The sequence below is a fragment of the Coleofasciculus sp. E2-BRE-01 genome, assembly GCF_040221695.1.
GTDB lineage: Bacteria > Cyanobacteriota > Cyanobacteriia > Cyanobacteriales > Coleofasciculaceae > Coleofasciculus.
This window is the reverse complement of record NZ_JAVKEA010000030.1, coordinates 24,070-41,869: the sequence shown is the minus strand read 5'-3', so window position 1 is coordinate 41,869 and position 17,800 is coordinate 24,070. Positions and strand designations below refer to the sequence as shown.

Genomic DNA, 17,800 nt, shown 5'->3' with positions numbered 1-17,800 from the left:
CATTGGTGTCAACTTAAGCCACATTACCCACGATAGGATACTGGGTGTGGGGTATGGGGTGTGGGGTGTGGGGGGAGCGAGCAATTTTGGCTCACTATGTATTAAAGTTTCCTGTTTGGAAAAAACGTTGTGGATGAATAGGTGAGGTGAATGATGGTATGTGTTAGGTTTTTTAACCGACACCCGACACTCGACACCCGACACTCGACACCCGACACCCGACACCCGACACCCGACACCCGACACCCTTGCTCAACCGAGCTTTTCACCTTAAGTTGACACGGATGGGCACGGCAGTGCCCATCCGTGTCAACTTAAGCCACAACCCCCTCACCCCCAACCCCTCTCCCACCCTGGGGAGAGGGGAGTAAGAAGGAAGCGTAAGTTCCAATATATTTAGTGACAAACGATTATGCAATTACTCGATTCTCCTCAAACTCAGCGAACGACTGAGGCAACTGGGCGATTACTGGATGTTCTAGAGGATATTGTTAACAAGGTGGAGATTCAGTCGAATTTCTGCATTCGTCATCCTGATTACAAACCCTTTGAATTGCCTGCTGAGGTGGTTGCCCGTTTTCAGAAAATGCCTGGGGATATTCAGCAGAAATATCTGAGTCTGCAACTGCGGAGTTTTCTCTACGGGATTTATTACAATGGCTCAATGCGAACCGCCCTGGCACCAGAGGCAGATTCAAATCCTCTGCCACTAGACCTGGAGAATAACACCATGTTGGGGGTAGATTTGGGGTTTTATCAGCGATTGCATGACAGCAATAGCGGTACTGGCTATTTTGATAGAGGTTGGTATGTTCTCAGGCAGGAAAGTGATGGCAGTTTAGCGGTGACGAAGGGGAGTTTGAGGCTGCATATTCAGCGCGATAAGCATCTTCAACCATCGGAACAGGCTGCTGTTGTGGGTGATTCGGTAGCTATCCGGATGCCTAAGAATTTTGTGCAAAACGGCTTTTATATGGCGGTTGGCAATGTGGGGTCAAATCGTCTTGAGGATGCAAAGGGTGAGTCGGTGACGGTGCGTGTCTACTTCAATTTGACTCCTGAAGGTGCAGTTGCGGTGATGGGTAGCCTGACGCAACGGCTAAATGAGAAGGCGATTCCTTTTAATTTCAAGGTTTTGTACAATCCAAAGGATTATGGGCGGCATGATTCCGGGGTGCTGTACTTCGATAAGAGTGACTATGAGGTAGTTAGGGACGTTTTGCAGGCTGTGTATGGGGAGAATCAAGCGTATTTTCAGGATGAGGTTCCCTTATTTACGATGCAGTTAGCACCGGGGTTGGGGTTGGCAGAGGAACCTGACCAAAAGTTCGCTCAAAAGGAAAGCTTTGGCATGAATCGGTGTCAGATTGTGGCGAATGGGTTACTGGAGGCTTGGTATCAGGGGGATGAGTCGCCAGAGGGGCGGATGAAAGCTATTTTGCAACAATTCTCCCTCCTAGGGATTGACTGGCGGCGTTCGTACCTCAATGCCAATTCTGAGGATATATATCTACGCGCTGGTATACTTATGTAGCTGCTCTTCCCAAACCTCCAAAAAGGATTCTACATTCGTCGGTAATTTTTATAGTTCAGTCCAAGAGTGTTCTTGGGCTGATTTTTTGCGGATTTTGCTCTTCAAGATTTTTGGAGAAATAACTGCTTGACTTTTTCAACAATATATACTTCTGTAATAGTTTATTTTTGCTAATTATTACACAAAATTTATAAAAATATAACAGGTTATGTTTATTAAAAATTTATCATAAATAAAAAGATAGATAAAAATATAATTTTTATTTCTTTTGTATTAAAATAAAATTATAGACATATTCATTTTATCTAGATAAGATGTAATTAGGAATTAAAGATGACCAAGTAATTCCTATTCAAGAACACACATTCATTGGAGAAAAACTCAAATGGCTAATATAAGTGTTAATGACATCCAACCTACAGGTGCTGAATTGTTTAGCGATCTTGAAGGTTTCATGGATGAACTGAATGATGGTGAGTTCAATTCCCTAGTTGGCGGTGGTGACTGTACTGTTGCAGCTGGCTGCGTCTGTACAGATGCATATACCTGTAATGGCGACCTTCCAAAACCGGTTGCTGTTAAGTAGCATCCCAATGATCCTGGGTTAAATTTGAATTTGGGATGGGAGTTTAATACCTTAATGGTGCTATTCATCCCACCCCTTCAACTCAATAGACTGCGTAAAGACTAAATGTAAAACGAGTGATCTATGAAGATAAAGCTAAGCTCTAACAATGTAGTACACTACTTAATTGCTGCTGGTATTTTACAAGAAACAAATGTGGAATCGATAAAATTTTATCCAAAACCTAGTAATAATTTCATTTTTTTGACTCTCGATTTGCCAAATGGTAACAGACTGATAGTCAAACAGGATTGTTTTTACCAAGATGATGATATCAAAAATAGAATTAGACGGGAGTTGCAGTTTCATGACACTTTACAGTCTTGTCCAGATTTATGTTTCACTCCATCGTTAAACTTAGAAATACTTTATGTTGATAATAGCAATGCAATTTTAATATACCAATATCCGAAAGGTTATCTAAATTTAGTAAATTTTTACAAAAGTCAGAAAAATTTTCCAATGGCAATATCAAGGTGGGTAGGTGTTACTTTAGGAACCCTACATCGTGAGACTTTAAATTCTCGTAACTGCTACGATTTCATGAATGAGACTATTGAAGGTAAATATTTCTATCAATTTCCTTATCCTGGTCATCTGTTAGACAAACCTTCGCTTGAGAGCTTAGTTGAAGAGTTTCCCTTAGAAGGCTTTCCCTTTATGGCTGTTTATCAACGCTCTGAAAGCCTGAGAACAGCAGTTACAGAGCTTGTAGCTAAGCATAATCACTATTGCCTAACACACAATAAGATTCGGTTAGATAACATTTTAGTTCCCATCAATCTGGAGATACTTTTATCTAAAGTCGAGCCATCTGATGAGAGCATCATTAAGATAGTTAACTGGGAAACTTGTAGCTGGGGCGATCCAGCTTTTGATTTAGGAACAGTGATAGCTGGTTATTTGCTATTGTGGTTAAACAGCATAATTGTACATCCTGCTATTAATTTGGAGCAATCTTTACGGCTAGCCACAGTACCTTTAGAACTTATTCAACCTTCAGTTGTTACCTTGACCAGATCATATATTAGTAGCTTCCCAAAAATTTTAGAGGAATATCCCGACTTTATTAATCAAATCATCCGGTTTACTGGTCTGGCTTTAATATATGAGATTATAGAAAGACTCCAGTCTTTCAAGACTTTTAATAATCAATGTATATACATACTTCACTTGGCAAAAACCCTGCTTTGTAGACCAGAAGAATCATTTAAATCTGTTTTTGGAATAAAAAATCTTGAATAATACACTAGGAGCAGTATTTATGCAAGTCATTCAGCTCGTTCAAGAAATTGCTAGTCACGTACAAGTTAAATATTTGGATTTATCAGTAAGTCATCCTAACTATCAAATGCCAAAACAAGCTGATGATGTCGATGTCATAGCCGTGCTTAAAAAACTACCTCAAAAAATTCAAGATCAGCACCTTAGTTCACTCCTGCGTAACTTAATATTTTATATTTACTACAGCGGAGAAATTGCACTAACAAGAAACCAAGTAGTTAAGGCAGATTATGAAATTGAGTTAGATAATATTGCCGCCGAAGTAGATTGGGAATTCTGTGAACGACTAGACAAGAACAATCAAGGGAAAGGCTGGTGGAACCCAGGCTTTCGCATCCTGAAACAGGAAGTCAATGGCAGTCTATCAGTGCAAAAGAAAGGTGTTACCGTACATATCCAACGAGACCGTCATCTTCGGTTAGAAGAGCAATCGGCTGTGATAGGTGACTTTGTGTCAGTCTATTCACCATCTAGCCGAATTATAAATCAATATTATATGGCGTTTGGTGATTTAGTTAGTTTTTTTGACAATTTTCCTGTATTTATCTACTTTAACTTCAGCGCTGAAGGTGCAGTTGCAATTATGAAATATTTAACAACAAGATTAAATGAAATAAAGATTCCTTTCTGTTTAGAGGTGTTGTATAATCCTTCTAATTACGGGCGCTATGACTCAGGAAATCTACGAATTGATAAGGATAGCTACGAAGTAGTTAGGCAAGTTTTACAGACTGTTTACGCAGAAAATAAACCATGTTTTCAAACTCAAATTCCCATATTTACTAAGATGCTTGCTCCAGGGCTTGCTTTAGCAGAACATCCTGAACCTGAATACCGATCTCACTTCATGGAAACTTTTGGAATGAACCGCTGCCAAATTGTTGCCAATGCCTTACTAAAAGCTCATAAAAATGGTGATGAATCTCCAGGATCTCGAATGAAGTATATACTCCAACACTTTGAGTGCCTAGGAATTGACTTAGAGCGTCCCTACCTCAATCCTAACTCTGAAGATATCTACACACCATTAGATTGAACCCAATGGTGTGAGAGTAAATTTACTTCTTGTCAAGTGAATAAAACGCAAGGTTAGGATTTGGGATGAGAACTTAGGCTATTGGAGTCCAAGTACTTAACAACCTCAACTTGCTGAATTTGTTGCTTCAGCCATTCATACCACAAATCTGAACCAATTTCCTGGCGAAGCCTATCATCCAATTCCGGTTGAATAATCTCCTCTACCAAAATCAGGTGTACTCCCTTAGAAGTCACAATAGGTTTAAGAACCTGGGGAGGGTTCGCAGTAAAAATAGCAGCAGAAATCTCTGGTTTCAAATACTTACGGCTAACTATTCCCCGATATCCTCCTTTTCGGCGTAACTCTATATCTTGGATGTGTTGGTGAGCAACATCACAGAAGCTCATCTCACCTTCCTGAATTGTATAAAAGAGTTCCAGCGCTAAATCTTCATCATCTAAGACAACCTCATACATGACCACACCTGCATAATTTAACTGGTGTTCAAAAAAATAGGCATCAATTTTATCTGCAAATAAATTTTTTAAAACCTTATCAATGCTCAAGTTGTTGTAAATCAATTCTTCAAAATTGTCTAGAGACAAACCATGTTTTTTCAGCCATGCCCAAGTTTCGTCAGCACTCCGGAGTTTATTAACTAACCGGAATTGGTCTGCTGCTTTCTGAAGTTCCTCCGTCTCCACTTTAATCCCTGCCTCCGCTGCGGCATCCGCAATAACCTTGCGAGTAACAATTTGCTCCACTATCTCAGGAATCTGACAGGATAGCTTAACTTGATGCAGAATATCTTCATGGGAAATCGTAATTGCTTGGGACATGATATGCTCCTCAATTTTAATTTTTAACGGGAAGTCTATAAACTATTGTAGAGACGCGCCATGGCGCGTCTGGGCGGGTTTAGTCACATTTTGGTGAAACCGAAAAGTTGTAGAGACGTTGCATGCAACGTCTCTACTAACGTTGCGCCACATACTGCGAAAACTAAGCTTCTCAATTAGATTATTGACTGCCTATTTCAACCAGCCAATGTCACGGGGCTAATTTTCCGGCAAACCCGAATCCATTGCCTAAAACATTTAAAGTTCAAACCCCCCTTTTTGCAACTTCTTAAACGGATCAAGAATAAAATCAATAATCCGACGCTGCCGAACAATCACCTCAGCCGTTGCTGTCTGTCCCGCTGCCAACTCTGTACAACCTTGCGAACTTTTAATACAAGTCTGTTTCAACTCAATTTCCAGGTCAAAGGTAGCTATCTGACCCTGCTCAGTTTCCGTCACCTTAGACGTAGGTGAAATCTGACTCACCGTTCCTTCGACTACTCCGTAATCTTGAAACGGATAAGCATCAAACTTCATCTTGACCGACATCCCTTCACCCAGCGTTCCACTTTCAGATGTCGCCATCTGCGCCCGCAGGATAAGGGAAGCATTCTTGGGTGCAATTTCAGCAATTAACGTACTCGGTTGTACTACCGCCCCAGTTCGTTGAATCGGTAACTGAAAAACTGTCCCATTCACGGGGGCGCGTAACACTCGTTGTCCTAACTGAAATTCCCAAGCTTGAATCTGACTTTTACTCTGAGCAATTTCGGCTTTAAGCGTCGTAACTTGGGTTTGCAGTTCTTTGATCTGCTCTTCACTTTTAAGCATAGCAATATCCCCCGAATGACTCAAACTCTGATAGCTCTTTTGCTGCTCTTGTAAGCGAAGTTTGGCTTGCTCAATATCAGACTGAGCTTGATGAATAATCCTCTGATAGCTACTTTGTTGCTCTTCTTTCCTCAACTTAGATTGCTGAACATCCGACTTCGCTTGTTCCTGCAATCGTTGCCGTTCTTGAGCCAAATCTTCCTGTTCAACTACCTTAATTTCCGGAACCACACCTTGCTCCTGAATTTTGCGGTAACGTTGGACTTCTCGTTGTGCCTTAGCTAAACGAATTTCTGCTAAATTCAAGGCAGTTTTGCTATATTCAAGGTTTTTCTCTGCTTGATTGACTTGAGCCAGTTTCTCCTCCTTTTGTAAGTTGTAAGAATTCCTGAGAGACTCCAAATTCTGCCGTGCTTGCTCCACTTGAGCCTGTTTTTCCAATGCTTGAGCTTGGTTCTGTTGTTGTTGAGCGCGAACTCCTAAGAGTAATTGGTTTTTCATCAATTCCAACTGCGCCAGCCGATTTTGTTGCCCTTCTAATCTCGTCTGAGCTTGCTGGAGTTCGCTCTTAATCTCCTCGGATTCCAGTTCTAGTAACGGCTGTTTGTTGGTGACAAATTGACCTTCCTTAACTAAAACCTTAGCTACTGTCCCCGCCACGGGTGCATCGACTTTAAACACATTTCCCTGGGGCTCTAGTCGTCCTCTAGCACTCCCGGTTTCATCCACCTTAGCTAACATTGCCCAGGGTAAGGCAATCCCCGCAAACACGACTAAAAAATACAACAACCCCCGCGTCCAAACTCGCGGTACAGTATCAATCAGTTCCTTAGTCAACGATGACCAATCTTCACTAATCAGTTCAGATGAATTTACCTGATTGGGTAGTGCTGTTTGAGCCGGATTATTAGTCATAATCGCTTCAGACAGTTCTTTCTCACCACGATAGTAACCATTCCGACTCCCTGGTTCCTGTGTCGATAGGTTTGGCATATTAGTGTTGATTGTTAATTGTTCATTGTTCATTGGAATTTATAAGGAAAAGCCATCAGCTAACTGTGGGATAGATTTGTTTTGTAGTGAGGGCTTTAGCCCTCTCCAGTTATGCGTTAAAGCACTAAAGTGCTTACTACAAACAAAGCACTATTTTAGCTGTGCCACGCCACTACAAAGGTGATATGCTTCCTTTCTAATTAAAATGTCAGCGTTCAAAATGACAAAGTACACTAGACAGTCTCTAATTCCCATTAGCGATTAACCGTTAATTCAACCCGTCATCGTAAATTGCTGCTGATTCAGGTAGAAATACTGACCCCGTTTTGCCATTAATTCATCGTGAGTTCCACTTTCCACCAAAACCCCTCTATCCAACACCAAAATTCGGTCAGCATTGCGGACAGTTGACAGACGATGAGCAATCACTAATGTTGTCCGATTCGTCAGAATCGTATTCAGATTCGTCTGAATAATCCGTTCCGATTCAGCATCAAGATTACTCGTCGCTTCATCTAAAATCAACAATCGCGGATTTCCTAATAAAGCACGAGCAATCGCAAGGCGCTGTCGTTGTCCCCCCGATAACATTCCTCCCCCTTCACCAATTTGGGTTTCATAACCCATGGGCAATTCTTTAATAAACTGATGCGCTCCCGCCTGTTTAGCCGCTTCAATCACATCATCCAACGTAGCTTCGGGATGACCCACCGTAATATTGTCCCGTATTGTACCCCCAAATAGAAACGTATCCTGGTCAACCACACCAATTTGCTGACGGAGCGATCGCAGGGATAAACTGGTAACATCGTAGCCATCAATTAGAATCTTTCCTTCAGTAGCAGGATAAAGTCCCAAAACCAGCTTAGAAATCGTCGTCTTCCCCGAACCACTACGCCCAACCAGCGCCACCATTTGCCCTGGCTGCACCTCAAAACTGAGATTTTCTAAGGTATTCAGATCACTTTCGGGATGGTAACGAAACGTGACTTGCTCAAACCGAATATGTCCGCGAATCGGGGGTAAAAATTGACGAGATGACGAGTGTAAATCTTCCTCCGGTTCAGTATCAATCACATCATTAATCCGCTCCACCGCAATCACCACTTCCTGCAAATCATTCCACAACACAATCAGCCGCTGGAAGGGACGAATCACATTCCCCAGCAACATATTAAACGCGACTAATTGCCCAATCGTGAGTTCATTTTGAATCACCAGCCACGCCCCAAACCAGAGTAATGCCGTCGTGACTACGGCTTCAATGGTTAAGCTAAACGTCTGGAGTGTATTACCAATCACCTGCCCAGAAAACGACGTTTTAATCGACTTACCAAACAAATCCTCCCAATGCCAGCGCACCGTCTGCTCAACTGCCATAGATTTAACAGTACGAATACCCGTCAGGGATTGGATTAAGTACCCCGTTTCCTCCGTATAAGCCCCAAAAATCTCACGGGAAACTCGCTGTAAAAAGGGTGTCGCAATTAACGCCAGTAACACAAATGGTGGTACAATAACTAACGTTAACAGCGCCATCTTCCAACTGTACCAAAGCATCAATCCCACATAGATAAACACCGTCAGTAAATCCAGCAGAATAGATAGGGCTTCACCTGTAAGAAAACGCTGAATTTTGCGATTTTCCTGGACGCGGGAAATGATGTCTCCCACATAACGAGACTCAAAGAAACTCAAAGGAAGCCGGAAGGTATGGCTAATAAAACCGACAATCAGCGCTAAATCGACTCGGTTGGCAGTATGATCCAGAAGGTACTGCCGCAAGCCCGTCATGGCGACTCTAAACAAGCCAAAGATGAGTAACCCTAACCCGACGGCGGTTAACGTCAATGTGCTGCGCTGTACAACCACCCGATCCAACAGCAACTGAGTAAATAGGGGTGTGATCAGTCCAAAAATCTGAATCAAAACCGAAGCAATCAACACCTCCAGCAACACGAGTTGGTGGGGTTTCACCAGTTCAAAGAATTGCCAGAAGGGGGTGCTGGCTTCTTGAGCCTGCTTGAGCAGGGCTGTAGGTTGCAGTAATAAGGTATAGCCCGTCCAATCCGCTTTAAATTGGGCATAAGTTAGGCTACGCTGACCAATAGCTGGATCAGCCACAATCACGCGATCGCGTGTTACTTCATAAACGACAATATAGTGCTTCCCTTGCCAATGGACAATCGCCGGTAACCGTTGTTCAGCCAGTTTATTCAGACTGGCTTTTACCGGACGAGTCGTAAACCCAATGCTCTCAGCGGCGGCGGCTAACCCCCGCAGTGACGCCCCATTGCGGTCAACATTGGCAATATCCCGCAGGCGATTCACACTAAACCGCTTCCCCCAGTAGCGCCCCACCATCACCAAGCAAGCCGCACCGCAATCCGAGGCACTTTGCTGGGCAAAGAAGGGATAGCGTCGGGTGATTCGCCCCCACCACTGACCTACTTTTACGGTAGGGTTGGGGAAGTACGCTCGACTAATCTGGGACTGGGGTTTTTGTTCAACAGACAGTTGAGACAAGACAACCGCCTCAGAGTGACGGGGAAATGCTGTAACCGATGGGTTGTCCGTCGATTGGCTAGTGTTTGCCCCCCTCACCTGTGAATCTCGGCGTACTGCACTGGCGTACATATGCTCTTTTATCGAGGGATACTGGCGAATGAGCGATCGCAAAACATCACCGGGAATATAGCAAAGCCTCAATTTGACGGAAGCTCTAGCCGCATAGGGGTGGAATTCCTCCTCTGGAAACAGAGTGAGTTCACCAAATGATGCCCCTGTCTCTAGTGACGTGATTAAATCATCTGTACTATTGAGCAGTCTGACTTTACCCGCCAAAATGATATAGAGTCCCACCGTCGCCTCTGCTGTTTGCCAGAACCGTTTGCCTGCTTTTGGCTGGAGAATTTCAATCTGCTGAAAACAGTTTGAGAGTTCCGCATCGGAAAGAGCCTGTCCCAAGGTTTGGGCAAGCTGTTGACCGAACTGTTGCTGGGAAAAAGCTGATGACTTCTGAACCATGAGTTAGTTACTGGTCTTGATAAAATTGAGTGACCACGGGAGTTCGGACTCGCAAGCAGATTGCAAGTCCCCAATTCTGATGCGAGAGCCTTGAGGGGTTTCCAACTCCGTTACCTCTGGCGCTGAATCGGATTTGGGTCGAGTGGAGAGTCCCATTTTCTTGAGCAAAAGGTTAACATTGCGATCGCTCACCTCAATCCCCAACTCTTTCGCCAGATGCTTACTTAACCATTGCCCGGTCCAACGCCCAAATGAATAGCCATAATCACGAGGACTATGGCTCACCAGTTCTTTCAACCGCTCTAAATACTGATCATTCACTGTCTTCGGGCGACCAATCCGACTCTCTTGCCATTGGTGTGCCATTCCCGCACGGGCGATGTGTATCCAATGCCGTGCGGTTGCTGGACAACACCCCAAGGTTTGACAAATTTTGGCTTGCGATATCCCTTCATCTGCCAGCAACATGATTTCAATCCGCTGGCGGTACTTTTCCGGTAAATCCTCTTGCAGACTTTTTTGCAGTAGTTTGCGCTGAAACGGTGTTAGATACTGACCCGATGTTTTCACCGTCATCTCTCCTTCTGGAATTTCAGTTATGGCGAATCACTGAGCGTCAACCATCAAGGTGATGATTTCCCCTTGCCGATACAGTCACAAGTTGGTTAAAGTGGTCACAATAGTGACTTACAAGTCACTATTGTGACAATTATTTCGCTAGTTGTCAATCTAGTTGCGGCAATAGACGAATACCCCTAAAGACATAGGAAAGTATGTCGGCTAGAATTGTGGAGAATTAAAAGTCAAGTCACAGCCAACTTTGGAAGTAACAGTCACAAGTGTGGATGGGATGAGCTAGCCAGCGATGAAACAGAATGAATCAAGAGGAGTTCGAGCAAGCATTTAATCGGCTAACACCTCGACGCAAGCAGGTGTTACGACGAGTATTGGCGGGTGAAACCGATGGAGCGATCGCCAAGTCTCTGGAGATTGGAGAAGCAACAGTCAGAAAACATATTGAACGGACTTGTCAAACATTAGGCTTAGACAATAACCATGCCGATGAGCGCCGCTACAAACGCTTGGAAGTCGCTAAGCTCGTTGCCAAGTACAAACCTGAACTACTCACAGACTCCACCCCTGTCACTGCCAATGAGGTGACACCCGAAACAGCCAATGCCAAAGACACCAGTGATGCTGAGAGAGGGGATACCCAAACCCCTGAGTCAGCAAAATTAGCAGCAGACTCTCAAGATGAACCTGATGTCATCTGGCAGTTACCCGCCATGACTCAACCTGTTCGCGAGCAGCTCCTCAAAACCTTCAGCCAACTAATTGACGAGGAACCCAAACGGAAGCAAATTGCTAAAAATCTCAACAAAATTGGCTATGAACGCTACCTAGACGGGGACTTCCAAAGTGCTGCATTTTATTTACAGTGGGCAATTGAATTTAATCCCAACCTAGGCGGCGCTCACTACAACCTGGGTTCAACCTATGAAAAGCTGGAAGATAGTGAGCGTGCCTACCACCATTACCAAGTGGCAGCCAACCACAAGGGACGCGCCGCCGATGCTGCCCTGAGTAACCTGGCTCGTTTAGACATTTTGGCAGGAAACAGCGCTACAGCGATTGAGCGACTCTTACCAAGAATAAACCAGGTTAAGGATGCTTCGGTGAAATCCTCTGTCCACAAAAACTTGGGTTGGGCGTATCTGCTACAAAAACACTATTCTGACGCCCAATATCACCTGCAAAAGGCAATTGAATTAGATAGCGAACGTGCGGCTAGTTACTGTTTACTGGCACAAATGCAAGACATTCAAGGGGACGAGGAAAGCGCTCTGGTATCATGGGCAAACTGCCTTACCTATGACACCAGAGACAAGAGACGAAAAGAAGTCGCTTGGAGATCTCCGGAATTAGACTTCTGGCAGTTTCAGGCACGCGAACGCCTAAAACCTTCAGGCAATTAGGCAAAAACGTCTGGACAACGAGTGACGTTTTCCGTTCCAGGTAGCGGTACTAGAGTTCGACATCAAGTGACGTTTTCCGTTCCAGGTAGCGGTACTAGAGTTCGACATCAAGGATTAGGAACAATTGGCACATCCTCATCCTCATCCTCATCCTCATCCTCCTCCTGAATAGAGTGAGTAGACATAGAGTTACCGATGAGTGCAAAGTAATACATGGCTGTAGCCAACTAAAGTTCACAACAAATCAAGACTGCTGTTCACACTCACATCACAATCTTCATCATGCTGGCGGTGCTTGGCAGTCATTTGACCCTTGAACTTAGAATAATTGGGGGAATTGCCTTCAAACCAGCTACCCGCGCCGGACGCTAGAAACTTTCTACAATAAGCGATAGACAGTTAGGGAATGTTGCTAAAATTAGGAGAATCCCCCAACTTTCTGACAGGGTTTGACTTGGCGATGGCGAGACCACACTACGGACCAGAAGCGAAAAAGCAGGCAAAACGCCTCTTTGAGGCATTACTGGCTTACGCGAATGACGAATTGGAGAATGGAGAGCATCTAAAAATTCAGGTCAACTGGCAGAATGAGAACCAGTTGGTCGTCAGGACAAAGGTAAGATTTCTGGAACAACTGACAGCCCTAGACCCCTACGATGGCAAGTTAAATAGCAACCAAATCAAGCAAGCGCTCAAGCGGCTGGCAAATTTCTTGGGGATTTTGACAGATAACCGTCCTGGAACGAAGGGTTTACATGATTGGCACTTTACCCTGAAACTTTGGCATCACAGGTACGAAAAACAGGCAAACCTGCAACGGTTTGATGTAGAGTGGGAGAATCGCCGAGCGAAAAAATCGTTGCCCGCGAGTCGCTCCCAGACGCTTGGCAACCTAGGGACGGTTCATCGCTTTTCACCGAGCATCTACAACGAACGCGGCGTGGACAATTACCTCAACGATCAACTGCCACTGGCTATCAATAACTTTACCGAAGCCCTCAAATTGGAGCCAAACTTTGCAGAAACTCACTACAATTTGGGGGTATTCTACGAAGACCTCCAAGACTTTGACCGTGCCCGCTCTGAATACAGACTAGCGATGCAGGACGGTCTTGCTGCTGCTTATAATAACCAGGCACGTTTATCTATTCTAGAAAAAGACTATGCCGCTGCGGTTGACTTGCTACTGAAAGGACTGAAGTTAGCGAAACACAACGCCGAAAAATATGCGTTGTGGAAAAACCTGGGCTGGGTACGGCTAAAGCAGGGTCGCCATCGGGAGGCAAAAGACTGTCTGATTAGTGCGATTGAGCTGGAAACGGAACAGGCATCAGCTTACTGCTTATTAGCTCAGACTCTAGACAATCTGGGAGAAAAGACCGAAGCTTATGTAGCCTGGGAAAACTGCCTCAGATATGCTAGTAGTTACCGACCGGATGAGGATGCCTGGATTGATTTGGCACGCCAACATTTGGCACAAACAGATAGCTAGAGCTAACTGCATCTTAGTTTAACAAAAGGTATGGTAAAAAATCGGGAATGCACCTATCTGACTTAGACGTAACTCCCTTCTCTGATAATTCTATCGGTTGGATTATTGAATCGTCCGATGAAGTCCTGCTCAAGCGCAAGAATTGGTCAGACTATCAACCGACAGAGATTGGGACTGAGCTTTATCCGGGTGATTTATTACAACCAGCCGCAACAGCAAAAGTCTTGGTTCAATGTGCCAATGGAAGTACAATTTGGCGCGTACCCGCAGGTATGATTTCGGGTGCAGCCAATGGTTGTCCCCCAGCCGTTAAAGCTATACCGGGGCGTCAAAGTAAAATCATTTCCCCACGCGGCGGAACAAATTCACTCATTCCTTACATTATCAGTCCGCGTCGCACGTTCTTACTGAATGCCTTACCCATACTGCGCTGGAATGCTGTACCCGGTGCTACCCACTACAGGGTAAGCGTAATTGATGAGAGTGAGGACGATGTACTCTGGGAAACACAAGTGAATGCCAGCGAGGTAGTTTATCCGGGTGAACCCCTGCTGGCGATGGGAGTTGATTACTCATTCATAGTGGAGGCGGATACGGGAACATCTTCTTTGCAGGAAGAAATGCCAGATTTGGGATTTAGGCGGTTAGATAAAGCTCAAGCGAAGTCAGTGTTATCAGTCTTGGAGCAACCAGCACATCGGGAATTAACTCAAGAAGCACAAGCCTTAGCGAAAGCGTATCTCTATATAGGATATGAGTTAAGAACTGAGGCGATTGAGACGCTGGAGGCTTGGGTAAAGCAGGACAGTCAAACTGCCGCCGTTTATCGCACTCTAGGGGAACTTTATCAGGAGGTAGGACTGCATCGGTTGGCGGAAACTCACTACTTGAGAGCCTTTAAACTGGCATCTTTTGATATTGAGGGGCAAGCGGTGATTGCGGCTAGGTTAGGGGAAGTTTATCAGGCTCTGGGAAATTCTGAAGCTGCAAGGAGATGGTTTATTCAGGCACGAGATGGATATGTAGTTTTGGGGGATAGCCAATGGGTGAGTGAATTGGAGAAAAGACAGGTACAGTTGAATCTTTAAAAGCCAATACTTTAAAATTATGAGTGATAGCCTAGTATGTTTACCTACAACTCGATTCCAAAAACCAACTGAGTTAATTGAATCCTATCAGAAGAAACTAACTGTTCAAAAAGAAAGAGGCGATCGCTCTGGCGAAGCTACTTCTCTAAAAGCTCTGGGCATTATTTACCATTCTCTAGAGCAATACCAGCAGGCAATTAAGTACCTCCAGCAGTCGCTGATCATTGACCGGGAAATAGGTAATCAATCGGGTGAAGCGTCTTCTCTTCTTAATCTGGGCAATGTTTACTTGTCTCGCAGGCAATACCCGAAGGCAATTGAGTTCTATCAGTCGGCATTGACCCTTTTCCGGGAGGTAGGTGATCGATCTAGCGAAAGTGCTGCTCTGAAAAATATGGGTATGACTTATTTTCTTCTCAGGCAATACTCGCAGGCAATTGAGTTCCATCAGCAATCACTGACCATTAAGCAGAAAATTGGCGCTCAAAAAGGCGAAGCTGATGTTCTAGGTTGTCTAGGTGGTGCTTACAATTTTATAGCGGAATATGAGAAGGCGATTGAGTACTTTCAGCAGGCGTTGACTATTTTCCGGGAGTTAAGTAATCGCCCTAACGAAGCGGATTCTCTGACTAATTTGGGTGTAGTTTACTTTAATAGTTCACAATACAAGCAGGCGATTGAGTGCCATCAGCAAGCACTTACTCTTTTCCAGGAGATAGGCGATCGCTTTCGTGAAACTATAGCTCTTAATAATCTGGGCAATGCTTACAATTATACAGGGCAATACCCGCAGGCGATTGAGTGTTATCAGCAGGTACTGACTTTTTACCAAAAAATGGGTAATCGAATAGGCGAAAGTGCTGCTCTTGACCATCTAGGCAGTAATTACAATCATACAGGACAATACCAAAAAGCGATTGAGTTCTATCTGCGGGCATTGAACCTTGCCCAGGAGATAGGAGAGCAACAAATTGAAGCTGTTGCTCTACACAATTTAGGCGCGGCTTATAATTCTCTGGGGCAATACGAGCAGGCGATTGAGTACTTTCAGCAATCACTGACCATTGCGCGGGAAAGAGGTAATCGCACTGGCGAAGCGAGATCTCTAAACAATCTGGGTGCTACTTACGGTGCTCTAGGGCAACGTAAAAAGGAGTTTGAGTTCTATCTGGAAGCACTGACTATTTATCAGCAGATTGGCGATCGCAATGGCGAAGCGGGTTCTCTTCTAAATCTGGGCGGTGTTTGGCAACATGTAAAGGAATACCAGCTAGCGATTGACTCGTATCAGCAATCACTAACTATTCAGCAGGAAATCGGTGATCGCTCTGGCGAAGCTGGTTCTCTTCTAAATTTGGGTCTTGCTTACTCGACTTTAGAGCAATACCATCAGGCAATTGAGTTCTATCAACAGGCTTTAACCCTTTTCCGGGAGATCGGTGATCGAAAAGGCGAAGCAGCTTCTCTTCTAAAGCTGGGTGGTGTTCACCGTTCTCTAGAGCAATACCAGCAGGCAATTGAATATTATCAACTCAGCATTGAAGCCAGTGAATCCATTCAAGGCGAAATCAAAATTGAAGAATTGAAAACCAGTTTTGCTGAGAAGCAAGTAAACACCTATGAACTCCTGATCAACCAATTGTGGAGAAAAAACCGCATTGAGGAAGCCTTTAACTATGTCGAGCGATCGCGAGCTAGAGCCTTCCTTGACCAAATTGCCAATGGAGCGATTGATTTCCGCACAGGTGCTAATCCCAAACTCTTAAAACAGGAGGAGGCAGTCAAAGCACAAATTACAGCACTGCGGACTCAACTAAGCAATCTTTTAAAACAAGAGGCTTCACTGCAACATGAGATTAGGGCGCTACATACTCAGCTTGTCAAACTCCGCTCTCATCCTGGTAATCAGTTAAACACAGAAGCGATCGCAGCGGTGCAAAAGCAGCTTGATGGCTGTGAAAAAGAGCACACTCAACTCTTGACCCATCTCAAACTCACGAGTCCAGAAGTTGCTTCCTTAGTTAGCACAGACGTAGCTACTCTAGAGGAAATCCAGAGTTTACTTGAGCCAGACACCACCCTAGTCGAGTACTTTATCACAAAAGAAGTTACTCTTGCCTTTATCATTACCCGTGAAAGTTTTGACTGCGTTGGCTTAGACGTGAGTCGGCAAGACATAACCAAGAAAATCGAAGCCTTTCGCCGCTTCACCAACCTGAAAAATCCCCATCCGAAAAACCTGCAACACCTGTATGAGTGGCTACTTGCTCCACTGAAAAAATATTTAACCACTTCCCATCTAACTATTGTTTCCCACGGTATTCTCCACTATCTCCCCTTTGCTGCCCTCACCGACGGCACCCACTATCTGAGCGAAGATTACACCCTTACTTCCCTCCCTAGTGCCAGTGTGTTGCGCTTTCTACCAGAGAAACGCAAACCCAACAATGGTATCGTTCTCGCATTAGGCAATCCAACTACAGTTGAACCTCTGCCTGCCTTGCACTATGCAGAGAAAGAAGTCAATACCATCGCTCAACTTTATAATACCCAGGCACTCATCAGAACAGATGCGACGGAAACTACCGTCTTTTCCCAAGCCGGAAATGCCGGAATTTTGCACCTAGCTGCCCACGGCAAGTACAATCCCCATAACCCCCTATTCAGTACGCTTTATCTCGCCCCAGATGACCAACGGGATGGACGGCTAGAAGTTCATGAAATCTACGGATTAGATTTAAGCGCCGCCAATCTTGTCGTTCTCAGCGCCTGCCAAACACAACTCGGCAAGCTGAGCAAAGGAGATGAGCTAGTGGGACTCAACCGTGCCTTTCTCTATGCCGGAACGCCCAGCGTGATCGGCAGTCTTTGGAGTGTAAATGATCAAGCAACAGGAAGGTTTATGGAAAAATTCTACAGCTATTTACAAGCGGGAATGAGCAAAGCTGAAGCTCTGCGTCAAGCCCAGAATGACATACGTCAGGAGTATTCCCATCCTTACTATTGGGCAGCATTCGTTTTAACTGGAGATGGAACTTCCCCCATTTAGCCGCCAACTATAATGCTAATCTCGCTGTTGGTAAATCTCTG

13 protein-coding genes are annotated in these 17,800 nt (G+C 44.6%); 8 read left to right on the top strand and 5 right to left on the bottom strand.

Annotation, left to right across the window (positions count from 1 at the left end; all coding sequences use genetic code 11):
* Positions 1-101: 101 nt before the first annotated feature.
* The gene (locus RIG66_RS03495) at positions 102-269 is read right to left on the bottom strand and encodes a hypothetical protein (protein ID WP_446375249.1); all 168 of its coding nucleotides are present in this window, start codon (positions 267-269) and stop codon (positions 102-104) included.
* Between the two features lie 143 nt (positions 270-412).
* Between RIG66_RS03495 and RIG66_RS03490 the strand changes: the two genes are divergently transcribed.
* From RIG66_RS03490 to RIG66_RS03475, 4 genes are all read left to right on the top strand, one after another.
* Positions 413-1,534, top strand: coding sequence for a T3SS effector HopA1 family protein (locus RIG66_RS03490; RefSeq protein ID WP_446375247.1), 1,122 nt, complete (start codon positions 413-415; stop codon positions 1,532-1,534).
* Between the two features lie 385 nt (positions 1,535-1,919).
* A complete protein-coding gene (locus RIG66_RS03485; protein ID WP_446375246.1) occupies positions 1,920-2,120 on the top strand; it encodes a hypothetical protein in 201 nt (66 codons plus the stop codon).
* Positions 2,121-2,243: 123 nt separating this feature from the next.
* Entirely contained in the window at positions 2,244-3,404 is a 1,161-nt protein-coding gene (locus tag RIG66_RS03480; RefSeq protein WP_446375244.1) for an aminoglycoside phosphotransferase family protein, read from the top strand.
* A 19-nt stretch (positions 3,405-3,423) separates the two neighbouring features.
* Positions 3,424-4,479, top strand: a complete 1,056-nt coding sequence (locus RIG66_RS03475; RefSeq protein WP_446375242.1) for a T3SS effector HopA1 family protein — start codon at positions 3,424-3,426, stop codon at positions 4,477-4,479.
* 53 nt (positions 4,480-4,532) lie between these two features.
* Here the strand turns inward: RIG66_RS03475 and RIG66_RS03470 are convergent, their stop codons facing one another.
* From RIG66_RS03470 to RIG66_RS03455, 4 genes are all read right to left on the bottom strand, one after another.
* A complete protein-coding gene (locus RIG66_RS03470; protein ID WP_446375240.1) occupies positions 4,533-5,300 on the bottom strand; it encodes a foldase protein PrsA in 768 nt (255 codons plus the stop codon).
* Between the two features lie 258 nt (positions 5,301-5,558).
* Positions 5,559-7,160 carry an HlyD family efflux transporter periplasmic adaptor subunit gene (locus RIG66_RS03465; RefSeq protein ID WP_446375238.1) on the bottom strand — a complete coding sequence of 534 codons (1,602 nt, stop codon included), beginning with the start codon at positions 7,158-7,160 and terminating at the stop codon, positions 5,559-5,561.
* A gap of 240 nt (positions 7,161-7,400) precedes the next feature.
* On the bottom strand, positions 7,401-10,154 hold the full coding sequence (locus tag RIG66_RS03460) for a peptidase domain-containing ABC transporter (RefSeq protein ID WP_446375236.1): 2,754 nt from the start codon (positions 10,152-10,154) through the stop codon (positions 7,401-7,403).
* A 3-nt stretch (positions 10,155-10,157) separates the two neighbouring features.
* A complete protein-coding gene (locus tag RIG66_RS03455) occupies positions 10,158-10,730 on the bottom strand; it encodes a helix-turn-helix domain-containing protein (protein ID WP_446375234.1) in 573 nt (190 codons plus the stop codon).
* Positions 10,731-11,029: 299 nt separating this feature from the next.
* On the opposite strand from RIG66_RS03455, the gene RIG66_RS03450 reads away from it, so the two are divergent.
* The 4 genes from RIG66_RS03450 (at position 11,030) to RIG66_RS03435 (ending at position 17,759) form a co-directional block, all read left to right on the top strand.
* Complete coding sequence (locus RIG66_RS03450; protein ID WP_446375232.1) at positions 11,030-12,130, top strand: tetratricopeptide repeat protein; 1,101 nt, start codon at positions 11,030-11,032, stop codon at positions 12,128-12,130.
* Between the two features lie 406 nt (positions 12,131-12,536).
* Positions 12,537-13,622 carry a tetratricopeptide repeat protein gene (locus tag RIG66_RS03445; protein ID WP_446375230.1) on the top strand — a complete coding sequence of 362 codons (1,086 nt, stop codon included), beginning with the start codon at positions 12,537-12,539 and terminating at the stop codon, positions 13,620-13,622.
* 47 nt (positions 13,623-13,669) lie between these two features.
* Positions 13,670-14,710, top strand: a complete 1,041-nt coding sequence (locus RIG66_RS03440; protein WP_446375228.1) for a tetratricopeptide repeat protein — start codon at positions 13,670-13,672, stop codon at positions 14,708-14,710.
* Between the two features lie 19 nt (positions 14,711-14,729).
* Complete coding sequence (locus RIG66_RS03435) at positions 14,730-17,759, top strand: CHAT domain-containing protein (protein WP_446375226.1); 3,030 nt, start codon at positions 14,730-14,732, stop codon at positions 17,757-17,759.
* Positions 17,760-17,800: the final 41 nt, after the last annotated feature.